Consider the following 12,371-nt stretch of genomic DNA (forward strand, 5'->3'; position numbering starts at 1 on the left):
TTGGGTCCTTTGTTGGGGGGCGCTGCCCATGTTTGATATCGGGTTTACCGAACTTTTGGTGATCGGTGTGGTCGCCCTGATTGTGGTGGGTCCCAAAGACCTGCCGCAAATGTTCCGCACGTTGGGGCGGTTTACCGCCCGTGCGCGCCAGATGGCGCGGGAATTCAGTTCGGCAATGAACGAGGCGGCGGATCAGGCCGGTGCCAAAGACGTGGCCGACACGCTGAAATCTGCCACCAACCCCAAATCCATGGGGCTGGATGCGCTGAACAAAGCGGCAGAGGGGTTCGAGAAATGGGATCCGGCGAAAGCGCTGAAAGACCAGAAAGACGCTGACGCGGCGACCAAGACGCCCGAACTGTCGGAAGAACGGGCCGAAGTGGCGCGCAAGATCCACGAGGCAACGGCAAAAGCCGCCACGGATCAAAAGGCGAAAGAGGCCGCTGAGGCTGCTGAAAAGCCGGTGGATCCGGCGATGAAACCTTCCGCCAAGAAACCAGCATCGAAAAAGGCTGCAGCCAAGAAATCACCTGCCACAAAAGCGGCCTCCAAAACGACAACGCCAAAGACAACAACTGCCAAGAAGACACCGACCAAGAAGGCAGCCCCTAAGAAAACTGCCAAGAAAACCGCCTCCAAGACGGCCACCAAAACATCGGACGCATCTGACGCATGACGAAAACCGACGAGATCCCCGAGGAAGTCGAAGACAGCTCGGCCCCGCTGATTGAACATCTGGCAGAATTGCGCACCCGGCTGATGCATTCCGCCGTGGCCTTCATCGTGGGCATGGTGATCTGTTTTACAGTATGGAACCCGATCTTCAACTTCCTTACTGATCCGCTGTGCCAGACAATGGCGGAACGCGGTCAGTCGGATTGCGGCCTTATCCTGATCAAGCTTCAGGAAGGTTTCTTTGTGGCCGTGTCGATTTCGCTGTTTGGCGGTTTGGTTCTGTCCTTCCCCTACATCAGCTATCAGCTGTGGCGCTTTGTGGCGCCGGGCCTGTACAAGAACGAGAAAAACGCGTTTCTGCCGTTCCTGATCGCCTCACCGGTGATGTTCTTTCTGGGGGCGAGTTTTGCTTTCTACGTGGTCATGCCGCTGGCCTTTGACTTCTTCCTGGGCTTCCAGCAAGCCGGGGATGTCGGCGGCACCGATGTGCAAGCCTCAATCGACTTCCAGGGGTCTGTGCAGGAATATCTGCGCCTGACCATCAAATTTGTTGTGGCCTTCGGGATCTGCTTCCAGCTTCCGGTGCTTCTGACCCTGATGGGCAAAGCCGGTCTGGTCTCGGCCAAGGGGCTGGGTGAGGTTCGCAAATACGCCGTTGTGGCCATCCTTGTTCTGGCCGCGCTTGTGACTCCGCCTGATGTGATCACCCAAGTGATCCTGTTCGTGGTGGTCTATGGCCTTTACGAAGTGTCGATCTTCCTTGTTGGCCGCGTCGAGAAGAAGCGCGAAGCAGAATTGCGCGAACAGGGCCTGTGGTTCGAGGATGACGAGGACGAAGCGGCGGATGATGCGGCGATGGCCGAGTTCGACGATGATGACGGAGAGGATCTGCCCGAAAAAGGCAACTGATCCTTTTGGAAACCTCAACAGAAAGCGCGCCCCATTCGGCGCGCTTTTTTGGTTTTGTGATCCCGGCAGGCTTGATGTGTGCCCGCCCTGCGGTCAGGCTGATCCCATGACGGGTCCGCCCTCCATTACATTCACCGCGACGATCCTGCGAAAGCAGGAGAACCTGCCGCGCTATGTGATCGTGAAGCGGAAACATATTGGCGCGCGCGACACCTCTTTCACCGCCATGGTGCAACTGAATGACGGCCCGCCATTTGAACGGCGTGTGCATCCGTGGCGAAAGGGCTCTGATGTGTTCTTTTTCAATGTCACCCAGGTGCAGGTCCGAAAAGCCGGGCTCGACACCGGAGAACGTTGCACCGTGAAGATCACACATATGGCATGATCCGCCCGCACTGGGGAATTTCGCCCTTTAAAGAGTTTAAACTTTTACGCTGGGCCCCTTTAAAGAGTTTGAAGTTTCACCCAATCGCCATTTAAAGAGTTTAGAGATCTTAAGAACCCAGAAGGAGCGCAATCATGGTGAGCACCGGTATGGATACGACCGTTTTGACACGCATCGCCGAGGCGTTGGAACGGATGTCGCCCGCCCCGATCGCAGCCCCTGATTTCGGCCTGGCAGATGCCTTTGTCTGGCATACGGATCCTGACCGGCTGGAACCTGTGGCCCATGTGAACCGTGTGGCAATTGACCTGTTGATCGGCGTGGATCGCTCGCGTGACACGCTGCTGGAAAACACGCTGCAATTTGCGCGTGGATTGCCAGCCAACAATGCGCTTCTCTGGGGCGCACGCGGGATGGGGAAATCCTCGCTGGTCAAGGCAGTTCATGCCGAGATCCTATCCCGCGGGGAAACGCTGAAAATCGTTGAATTACAACGGGAAGATCTGCCATCTGTGGCACGCCTGCTGAACCTTCTGCGCGGTTCGGAACATCGGTTCCTGCTCTTCTGTGATGACCTCTCTTTCAGCCACGATGACCAGCATTACAAAAGCCTCAAGGCGGTGCTGGATGGCGGCATAGAGGGGCGGCCAGAGAATGTGGTGTTCTATGCCACCTCCAACCGTCGCCACCTGATGCCGCGCGACATGATCGAAAACGAACGTTCCTCGGCCATCAACCCGTCAGAAGCGGTTGAGGAAAAGGTCTCTCTGTCAGATCGCTTCGGCCTGTGGCTTGGGTTCCACCCTTGTTCGCAGGATGAGTATTTATCCATGATTTCAGGATATTGCGAGGCCTATGGGGTCAAGATCGATGCCGACACCCTGCGCGCTGAAGCGATCGAATGGCAGGCCACTCGGGGTGCCCGGTCGGGCCGCGTGGCTTGGCAGTATTTCGTGGATTTGGCAGGGCGCCGAGGGGTGTCACTGGGAGGGTAGATTTCTACCCTGATTGAGCAGATTGCCGTAATTCCACCACCTTTGTATGATGACCTAAGGTCAAGGTGAGAGGTGGTGTTCCAAAGACATGAGGATCCGGCAAGACAGCTCTGACAATTGGGCCTCTCTTGCAAGGGGCCGGATATCCGCATGCCTTTCCTTCGCCTTTTGCCTGTTTGCATTCCCCGCTTCGGGACAGGAATTCCTCGCAGACACCCGACTTGTTGAAGCGCGGATGGGATCGTCTCTCAGCTCTACCGTTCGAAAAGCCGAACAGGGTGGATACCGGCTTGCACGGGGTGGCGAGGTCAGGTTTTCAGATTGGTATTCAACCAGTTGGCAGGATTTGCGTCTGACATGGATTACCGCACTCAGCAAGGATCTGGGGATTTACTGGGGGTTTGGGACGGGCGAACGAGGGGGGAAATACGAGATCGATCCCAGTCTCAAACTCGGGTTTCTTGCCAAACAGGAACTTGATGATGGGCAAACCCTGATGTTCGCGGCGACCACCGTTCTTTGGGGACGGTTAAGCGAAGATAGCTGCATCGCTGATTACGGCGCTATCGGCGGGGTGCAGGAAGTGAATTGCCGCCTTGCTGCCACCCCTTTGCCACCGGCGGATACATTGGAGTATCTTTACGACGCCCCCCCCGCTGATCGGTTTGTCCTTTCGCTGACCTATGATTGGCGCTTTTAAGCAAGGCCTTGAAATGCCCGTCCTATAAAGTGGAAACAGCTTGTTTACAGGTTATTTTGGAATGTGGTGGAGAATTCTGATAACGTAGGGGAAGCGGCTCTCCGCATGTTCATTTCTTGCGGGGCCAAGACGCGTTTGACGAACACGGACAGGAGGCAGTGCAATGAGTATTTCCCAAAGATCCATTCTTATTCTGGCATCATCGATCGCATTTGGATTTGGCGCACTGAACGACAGCGCGCAGGCCCAAGATCTGACATTTGGACTTCTCGCCCCGGGTGGCGTCCCCGGTCCACCGGGTGGTGGCGGAGGAGATGGTGGTGGTGGAGATGGTGGCGGTAGTCTTGCCGACGCTGTTCGTTACAGCTGGATGCACGCAGATGTTCAGGGCGCCTGGGACGATGGCTATGGCGGTCAGGGGACAACGATCACTTTTGTGGATGATTTCAACAGTGGGTATGTCTTTGCAGGCACGCTGACCGACGATCCCTGTCTTGATGCGGGCACCTGTACAGCGCTTCACCATGGAGACTGGACCGCGATGCAGGGGGAACTGATTGCGCCGCTGGCAAACATTGTTCGCAGGGATTGGAGTGGGGGGCCGGTGAAGCTGAAGAACGGCTTCAACGTCCTGAACCTGAGCTATGGCATGTATGCGGCTCCGGGGTTTGCATCGGTTCGCTGGAATAAGCAGGAGAATTCAATTCTGGATTATGCCGCAAATGGTGACGCCGTGATTGCCAAGGCCGCAGGTAACGGCTGTGGTGCAGAAACCGGTCAGACCGCGGATCTTTGCGGTAGTACCACGGGGAAATTGGATTATCTGGCCTGGGATCTCATTGGGACCGAAGGGACGATATTTGTGGGTGCCCTGACGGATCATGGATCTGGCACGCTGGCCTATTACTCCAATATTGCTGGCGACAACACCACTGTTCAGAACCAGTTCCTCGTAGCTGGCGTGGATTCCAGCGACATGGGATTTGCTGGCACGTCCTTTGCCGCACCACAAGTGGCGGGTTATGCCGCGATCCTTTCAAGCAAGTTCACGAGCGCCACACCGGGTCAGGTCGTAGATCAGTTGCTCGGCACGGCTGACAGCAGTTTTGCAAGTTATGAACCTAGGCTGCATGGGCAGGGCGAAGCGGATCTTTCTATGGCTTTAGCTCCGGATAAGATCCAATAAGCCTGACACGAACGGACATGTAAGAATTGTGAGGTGGCGCAGGAATGCGCCACTTTTTTTAATCAGGTTACTATGGAGCACTGGTTTCGGCTCATATGGAAGGGGCGCTGCCCCTCGCGGCTATGCCGCTCACCCCGAGGTATTTAAGGCAAGAAAAAAGCCCGGCTGGTGCGGCCGGGCTTTTGAGATTCTGGGGTAGCGATCTGTTAGGCCAACTGACCGTCTGCCGTAATCCGCGTTTTGCCGCGCAGATAGGGGTGCAGGGCTTCGGGCAGGTCGACCGACCCATCCGCTTGCTGGCCGTTTTCCAAGATCGCAATCAGTGCACGGCCCACGGCGAGGCCGGAGCCATTCAGCGAGTGGATAAATTGCGGCTTACCACCTTCGGCAGGCTTGAAGCGGGCGTTCATCCGGCGCGCCTGGAAATCACCACATGTCGAGACCGAGCTGATCTCGCGATAGGTGTTCTGACCGGGCAGCCAGACCTCAATGTCATGGGTGCGTTTGGCACCGAACCCGATGTCGCCGGTGCAGAGAACAACGGTGCGATAAGGCAGACCAAGGCGTTCAAGGATATCTTCGGCGCAGCGGGTCATGCGCTGGTGTTCGGCCTCAGACTCGTCGGGCTTGGTGATCGACACCATTTCCACTTTTTCGAACTGGTGCTGGCGCAGCATACCGGCGGTGTCCCGCCCCGCGCTGCCCGCTTCCGAGCGGAAACATTGCGTGTGGGCCACGTATCGGCGGGGCAGGTAATCTTCGCTGATCGTCGCACCGTTGACGATATTGGTCAGCGTGACCTCAGCCGTCGGCACCAGCCACCAGCCATCTTCGGTCTTGTAGCTGTCCTCGCCAAACTTTGGCAGCTGCCCGGTGCCAAGCATCATCTCTTCCTTGACCAATACGGGTGTCCAGGTCTCGGTCAGGCCGTTTTCTTCGGTGTGCACGTCGAGCATGAATTGCGCCAGCGCGCGATGGGTGCGGGCCACGGCACCCGATAGCACCATGAAGCGCGAGCCAGAGAGTTTCGCGGCGGTTTCAAAGTCGAGACCCGATTGCACGGCAGGCAGTTCGTAATGCTCCAACGGTTTGAAATCCATCTCGCGCGGGGTGCCCCAGCGGTTGATTTCAACATTGTCGTCTTCGTCCTCACCGGTGGGCACGTCGTCATACATGCTGTTGGGCAGGCCCATCAGCAGGTCGGTCAGCTTGGCGTCAAGCTCCTTGGCTTCGTCATTCAGACGGGCGATTTCGGATTTCTTTTCGCCAACCAGCGCGCGCAGACGTTCAAACTCCGCCTCGTCACCACGGCCTTTCGCGGCGCCCACTTCCTTGGCGGCTTTGTTCGCCTCGGCCTGCGCGGTTTCGGCGGCGAGGATCGCAGCGCGGCGGGTTTCATCCAGTGACAGCAGCTCACCCGACACACCAGAGAGGCCCCGACGGGCCATCGCGGCGTCGAACGCATCAGGGTTGTCACGGATCAGGCGAATATCATGCATGTCTTGGTTCCTTAAACTCGGGTAGGGCAGGCCCCAAAGAGCCTATCGCCCATATGCCAGAGTGCGCGGGGCAGGGGAAGGGGCTGGAGAGGTGACGAAAGCAAATAGTTCGATGGTTATCACAGCTCTCGCATGGAGGAACCAAATTTGAGCTTCGCAAATGCAATCAGCTCTCTCCAGAGTTGGCGGTTGATTAGAATAAAGGCCAAAATGAAGTAATAGTGAATATCTCCATCAAATATGGCTACGTACAGACTGAACAACATCACCGCGAGCAATTGAACCACAGTGAATGTTGATGGAGTCTTAATTTCGTTGCGCATTTTATTCTCGTAAAAGTCATTACTCCCATAAACATCATCCCCCACCGCCTGTCACCCGCCTTCTTTTCCCATCTCGCTTTCCTTCCCGCGCTCCCTTGCTGGACAAGCAATCGGGCCCCATATAGGGTGCGCGCCAGACAGGTGGGGCGGTGTTGGGACAACCCGTGGTGCGCCCCCGGAAGAAAAGGAAAAAAAGATGTTTGCAACTCCGGCTTTTGCTCAGGCTGCAGGGGGTGCCGGTGGCGGTATCCTGAACTCGATGCTGATCCCCATGCTGCTGATCTTCGCGATCATGTATTTCTTCATGATCCGCCCACAGCAGAAAAAAATGAAACAGCATCAGGCGATGCTGGGCGCGCTGCGCCGTAATGACAAGGTCATCACCCAGGGCGGGTTGATCGGCAAGGTCACCAACGTCAAGGATGAGGCCGAAGTTGAGGTCGAAATCGCAGACGGCGTGAAAGTACGTATTGTGCGCTCGACCATCGCGCAGGTGGTGTCGAAGACGGAACCGGTTGAGGGTTAAACCCTCCTGACGCGGCCCGGGAATGCCCCCCGAGGCCGCGTTTTCCTTTTGATGAACGGGCAAAATCGGGCAGGCATCATGCTGCAAATTCCACTTTGGAAACGACTGGTCATCTGGGGTCTGGTGATCCTGGGTCTGTATTTCGCGTCACCGAACGGGTTCTATACTCGCGTCGAGCAACACAACGACGCGGTGAAGGCGATTGAAACCACCGGCGCCACGGCCGAGCTTGAGGCCGATCGTTCCGCCTGGCCGGATTGGGCGCCAAGCGGCTTGGTCAATCTCGGGCTGGACCTGCGCGGCGGTGCGCATTTGCTGGCCGAAGTACAGGTCGAAGATGTCTATGGCGCGCGCATGGATGCAATGTGGCCCGAGGTGCGCAACCTGTTGCGCGGGGACCGCGACACCATTGGCACAATCCGTCGCCAAGACGGAGCAGCGGATGAACTGCGGGTGAAGATCTCGCGCCCCGAAGCGCTGCAAGATGCGATCACCAAGGTGCGCACGCTGGCGCAGCCTGTGGTCAGCCTGCAAGGGGTTGGGGCCACCGATATCGAGGTGTCGACCGGCCGCGAGGGTGAGTTCGTTGTGACCCTCTCCGAGGCCGAGCGCCTTGCCACCGATGACCGCACCATCCTGCAAACGCTCGAAATTATCCGTCGTCGTGTCGACGAAGTGGGAACGCGTGAGCCGACCATTCAGCGACAAGGGCAGGACCGGATCCTTATTCAGGTGCCGGGCATCGGATCGGCCTCTGAACTGAAAGAAATTATCGGTAAGACCGCTAAACTGACCTTCCACCCGGTCACTTCGCGCGGGTCCAATGCAGATGCAGACCCCGGTCCGCGCGGCGTATTGTACCCGTCGCTGGATGAGGACGGGATCTTTTACGCGCTGGAGAAAACACCGGTTGTGACGGGTGAAGAGCTGAATGACGCGCAGCCGGCCTTTGACCAGAATGGTCAGCCGGCAGTCAATTTCCGCTTCAACGTGTCCGGTGCGCGCAAGTTCTGCGATTATACCGGAGCCAATGTGGGGGCGCCCTTTGCGATTGTGCTCGATGAGGAAGTGATTTCCGCGCCGCGCATCAATGAACAGATCTGTGGTGGGTCCGGCATTATCACCGGCAATTTCTCGATCGAGGAATCAACCAACCTAGCCATCCTGCTGCGTGCAGGTGCCCTACCTGCCGAACTTACCTATGTGGAAGAGCGCACCGTTGGCCCGGAATTGGGTCAGGACAGCATTGACGCGGGTAAAGTGGCGTCGCTGGTGGCCTTTGCGGGTGTGCTGATCTTCATGGGGATGTCTTATGGCTGGTTCGGGATTGTGGCGAATGTTGCTCTTGTCCTCAATGTGGGCATGATCTTTGGCTTGCTGTCGATGATCGGGGCGACGCTGACGCTGCCCGGTATCGCGGGGATCGTCTTGACGATTGGTATGGCGGTTGACGCCAATGTGCTGGTGTTTGAGCGGATCCGCGAGGAACTCAAATCCGGCAAAGGACCTGCCCGCGCGATTGAGCTGGGCTATGAAAAGGCCCTGTCCGCCATTCTGGATGCCAATATCACCACCTTCATCACCGCAGTGATCCTGTTTGTGATGGGTTCTGGCCCGGTGCGCGGCTTTGCCGTCACGCTGGGGCTGGGTATCATCACCTCGGTCTTCACGGCGATCTTCCTGACCCGCCTGATGATTGTCATGTGGCACGAGCGCAAGGAACCGCGCAGGCTTGAGATCAAAGGTTTCCGTCTGGCGCCACAAAATCGCGTGTTTGACTTCTTCAAAGCCACCATTGCGACTTTGGGCGCGTCGGGCCTCGCCATGGCCGTGTCGGTTGTCCTGTTCTTCGTGATCGGCCTGAACTTTGGCATCGATTTCCGCGGCGGGACCACGATCCGCACGGAATCGACCCAAGCCGTAGATGTGGGTGCCTATCGTGATGCGCTGAACCCGCTGGGGCTGGGTGATATCTCGATCGTCAAAGTGAACGATGTCAATTTCCGCGATGACCAGCATGTGAGCCAAATTCGTATCGAGGCGCAGGAAGGTCAGGAGGCGATGACGCCTGAAACCATGGCGATGGTTGAGGGCGCATTGACGCAAGTGGATCCGCAGATCAGCTTCCCCAGCGTGGAAAGCGTCGGACCGAAAGTGTCGGGCGAGTTGATCATGACCGCAATCTACGCGGTTCTGGCGGCCATCGCAGCGGTTCTGGTCTATATCTGGCTGCGGTTCGAATGGCAGTTCTCACTTGGTGCTGTTGCTGCCCTTGTGCACGATATTGTGCTGACCATCGGGGTTTTCGCGCTGCTTGGCATCAAATTCGACCTTGCGATCATCGCAGCGCTTCTGACCATCGTCGGTTACTCGCTCAATGACACCGTGGTTGTGTTCGACCGCGTGCGCGAGAACCTGCGGCGTTACAAGAAGCTCGATCTCAAGGAAGTGCTGAACCTCTCGATCAACGAGACGCTGGCGCGGACCTTGATGACCTCGGTCACCACGCTGATCGCACTGATTGCCCTTTACGTTCTGGGTGGTGACGTGATCCGTGGGTTTGTCTTCGCGATGATCTGGGGCGTTGTGGTTGGTACCTATTCGTCGATCTTCGTGGCCTCGGCGATCCTGCTGCGCCTCGGTGTGAAGCGCAACTGGGACAAGACCGAGACCAAGGACCTTGGCAACGAGTTTGCCAATATCGATGCCTGATATCTTTCTCCAAGCCCTGGCCCTGCCGGGGCTTGGATGGCTTCTGGCGGCCGCTTTTGCGGCGGGGCTGGTGCGCGGGTTCACCGGTTTTGGCACCGCGCTCATTTTTCTTCCCATCGCGTCGCAGATCATTGATCCGGTTGCCGCTGTCGCAGCGTTGATTGTCATGGATATCATTGGCCCGATCCCCGCTTTGCCCGGCGCAATGCGGGATGGTCATCCCAAGGACATGATGCGGCTCGTTGGTGGTTTGGCGCTGGTGCTGCCCGTCGGGCTGGTCGTGCTCTTCGTCATCGACCCTTCCGTGTTCAAACTGGCGGTGTCGTTCATCAGCCTGGGCATGGTTGGATTGCTCATATCGGGGTTTCGCTACCACGGTGTATTGACCCCAAAGCTGGTCTGGGCCACGGGCGGGATGGCGGGCCTTCTGGGCGGAGCTGCGGGTGTTCCCGGCCCTCCGGTCATCCTGCTTTACATGGCGTCAACCCACCCGGCCAAAGTGATCCGCGCCAACAATACCGCGTTTCTCTTTGCCTTTGACGTGTTGATGCTGGGCGGGTTTCTGGGGCTTGGCCGGTTGATAGGCTTGCCTTTGGCGCTTGGTGTCCTTGCGATCCTGCCCAACCTTCTGGGCAATCTGCTCGGCAATTGGCTGTTCCGGCCCGACCTGACCGAGCTTTACCGGCGGGTTGCCTATCTCATCATCACGGGCTCGGCACTGTCCGGGCTTTATTCCGTCATCACCGGTTAGGAGGCTGACATGCAGTTTCACGAAGTCACATTTGAAGGCGCCACTCCGGTGGATGGGTATGGTCCTGGGTTTTTCCGGATTGCGGATCAGGTGACGCGCGGTCCGATCCTGCTGACTGCAGAGAAACTTATCAGCTGGGATGGCGAAGATGCCGCACCGCTTGAGGCGTTGGCAGGTGAGATTGACGTGCTCTTTTTCGGCACAGGAGCCGATACTGCATATGCGCCCAAGGCTGTGCGGGAAGCGCTTGAGGCAAAGGGCGTCGGCGTCGAACCTATGGCCACCCCGGCAGCATGTCGCACCTATAATGTACTTTTGGCCGAGGGACGGCGCATTGCCTTGGCCGCACTTCCGGTCTAAGCCAAACCCATGAGAGATTTGCCCCGACATAACGCCCGACTCGCGGCTGAAAACCTGACCGTCACCCGAGGGGGTGTGCCGATCCTGCAAGGGGTGAGTTTCACGCTCAATCCCGGGGAAGTGCTGATCCTGCGCGGGCCGAACGGCTCTGGCAAGACCACGCTTCTGCGCACGCTGGCCGGGCTGCAACCGCCATTGGCGGGTGAGGTGCAGGCGGAACCCGAGACGATCACTTACGGCGCCCATGCCGATGGGCTCAAGGCCACACTGAGTGTGGAAGAGAACCTTCGGTTCTGGGCGTCTGTTCATGGGCAGAGCGATATCACCAACGCTGTTGAGGGATTCAATCTTGCCGGACTTGTGGAGCGCCCCTCCGCCAATTTGTCGGCGGGCCAAAAACGCCGTCTTGGTTTGGCGCGGCTGCTGGTCACGGGGCGTCCGATCTGGCTGCTTGATGAACCCACGGTGTCGCTTGACGTACCATCAGTGCAGCTTTTCGCAGACGCGGTGCGTGCCCATGTGGCGCAAGGGGGGGCGGCGCTGATTGCCACCCATATTGACCTAGGACTGGAAGCTGCGAGCTTTGATATCGGCCCTTACAAAGCCGATCCTGCCACCGCCAGCGACCCAGCCCATTCTGACGGCTTTGACGAGGCATTCCTATGATTGCACTTCTGATCCGAGATCTGCGGCTTGCCATGCGGGCAGGGGGCGGCTTTGGTCTTGGCCTTGCGTTCTTCCTGATTGTCTCGACGCTCGTTCCCTTTGGTGTGGGACCGGAAGGTGATATCCTGAGCCGCATCGCGCCGGGTATCCTCTGGGTAGGTGCGCTTCTGGCTTGCCTTTTGTCACTTGACCGCATCTTTCAACTCGACTTCGAAGACGGTTCGCTGGATCTGCTGGCCACCTCCCCGATCCCGCTTGAGGGGATCGTTGCCATCAAAGCACTGGCGCACTGGTTGGTCACAGGCCTTCCATTGACGCTGGCCGCGCCGTTCTTTGGCGCGCTGATGCAGCTGGAAAGCCCCGGCTTTTCATGGATCTTCGTCACGTTGCTTCTGGGCACGCCTGCGCTCTCGATGATTGGTGCTTTTGGCGCGGCCCTTACCGTGGGGCTGAAGCGCGGGGGGCTGCTGATGTCGCTTCTGGTCCTGCCGCTTTACATCCCGACTCTGATCTTCGGGGCCGAGGCTGCCACCCGCGGCATGGCCGGGTTTTCTGCCACCACGCCGCTTTTGATGATGGCAGGCATCACCGCAGGATCGATCGCGCTGCTGCCATTTGCCGCCTCGGCTGCTTTGCGTGTTAATCTTAGATAGGCCTGAGATAAATCAAGTCACCAGGATGTGA

Annotated in this window: 13 protein-coding genes; 12 read left to right on the top strand and 1 reads right to left on the bottom strand. The window is 57.9% G+C overall.

Annotation, left to right across the window (positions count from 1 at the left end; all coding sequences use genetic code 11):
* Positions 1-28: 28 nt before the first annotated feature.
* The 6 genes from tatB to O2N63_RS07215 all read left to right on the top strand — a co-directional run bounded on the left by tatB (position 29) and on the right by O2N63_RS07215 (position 4,850).
* Positions 29-676: a Sec-independent protein translocase protein TatB gene (gene tatB, locus O2N63_RS07190; RefSeq protein WP_271053573.1), complete on the top strand. Its 648-nt coding sequence runs from the start codon at positions 29-31 to the stop codon at positions 674-676.
* Positions 673-1,584 carry a twin-arginine translocase subunit TatC gene (tatC, locus tag O2N63_RS07195; RefSeq protein ID WP_271053574.1) on the top strand — a complete coding sequence of 304 codons (912 nt, stop codon included), beginning with the start codon at positions 673-675 and terminating at the stop codon, positions 1,582-1,584. The genes tatB and tatC overlap by 4 nt, the downstream gene beginning before the upstream one ends.
* A gap of 106 nt (positions 1,585-1,690) precedes the next feature.
* The gene (locus O2N63_RS07200; protein WP_271053575.1) at positions 1,691-1,969 is read left to right on the top strand and encodes a hypothetical protein; all 279 of its coding nucleotides are present in this window, start codon (positions 1,691-1,693) and stop codon (positions 1,967-1,969) included.
* A gap of 149 nt (positions 1,970-2,118) precedes the next feature.
* Positions 2,119-2,964 (top strand): ATP-binding protein, encoded by an 846-nt coding sequence (locus tag O2N63_RS07205; protein ID WP_271053825.1) that lies wholly within the window; start codon positions 2,119-2,121, stop codon positions 2,962-2,964.
* A gap of 88 nt (positions 2,965-3,052) precedes the next feature.
* On the top strand, positions 3,053-3,664 hold the full coding sequence (locus tag O2N63_RS07210; protein ID WP_271053576.1) for a hypothetical protein: 612 nt from the start codon (positions 3,053-3,055) through the stop codon (positions 3,662-3,664).
* A gap of 163 nt (positions 3,665-3,827) precedes the next feature.
* Complete coding sequence (locus O2N63_RS07215; protein ID WP_271053577.1) at positions 3,828-4,850, top strand: S8 family serine peptidase; 1,023 nt, start codon at positions 3,828-3,830, stop codon at positions 4,848-4,850.
* Between the two features lie 206 nt (positions 4,851-5,056).
* Here the strand turns inward: O2N63_RS07215 and serS are convergent, their stop codons facing one another.
* Positions 5,057-6,349 (bottom strand): serine--tRNA ligase, encoded by a 1,293-nt coding sequence (gene serS / locus O2N63_RS07220; protein WP_271053578.1) that lies wholly within the window; start codon positions 6,347-6,349, stop codon positions 5,057-5,059.
* A gap of 519 nt (positions 6,350-6,868) precedes the next feature.
* Between serS and yajC the strand changes: the two genes are divergently transcribed.
* From yajC to ccmB, 6 genes are all read left to right on the top strand, one after another.
* Positions 6,869-7,198 (top strand): preprotein translocase subunit YajC, encoded by a 330-nt coding sequence (gene yajC, locus O2N63_RS07225; RefSeq protein WP_271053579.1) that lies wholly within the window; start codon positions 6,869-6,871, stop codon positions 7,196-7,198.
* Between the two features lie 78 nt (positions 7,199-7,276).
* Positions 7,277-9,910 carry a protein translocase subunit SecD gene (gene secD / locus O2N63_RS07230; RefSeq protein WP_271053826.1) on the top strand — a complete coding sequence of 878 codons (2,634 nt, stop codon included), beginning with the start codon at positions 7,277-7,279 and terminating at the stop codon, positions 9,908-9,910.
* Positions 9,903-10,661 (top strand): TSUP family transporter, encoded by a 759-nt coding sequence (locus O2N63_RS07235; protein ID WP_271053580.1) that lies wholly within the window; start codon positions 9,903-9,905, stop codon positions 10,659-10,661. The genes secD and O2N63_RS07235 overlap by 8 nt, the downstream gene beginning before the upstream one ends.
* A 9-nt stretch (positions 10,662-10,670) precedes the next feature.
* Positions 10,671-11,021, top strand: a complete 351-nt coding sequence (locus tag O2N63_RS07240; RefSeq protein ID WP_271053581.1) for an Mth938-like domain-containing protein — start codon at positions 10,671-10,673, stop codon at positions 11,019-11,021.
* A 9-nt stretch (positions 11,022-11,030) separates the two neighbouring features.
* The gene (ccmA, locus tag O2N63_RS07245; protein WP_271053582.1) at positions 11,031-11,687 is read left to right on the top strand and encodes a heme ABC exporter ATP-binding protein CcmA; all 657 of its coding nucleotides are present in this window, start codon (positions 11,031-11,033) and stop codon (positions 11,685-11,687) included.
* On the top strand, positions 11,684-12,340 hold the full coding sequence (gene ccmB / locus O2N63_RS07250) for a heme exporter protein CcmB (protein ID WP_271053583.1): 657 nt from the start codon (positions 11,684-11,686) through the stop codon (positions 12,338-12,340). The genes ccmA and ccmB overlap by 4 nt, the downstream gene beginning before the upstream one ends.
* The last annotated feature ends 31 nt before the right edge of the window (positions 12,341-12,371 follow it).

This window comes from Aliiroseovarius salicola (assembly GCF_027891095.1).
Classification (GTDB): Bacteria; Pseudomonadota; Alphaproteobacteria; order Rhodobacterales; family Rhodobacteraceae; genus Aliiroseovarius; species Aliiroseovarius salicola.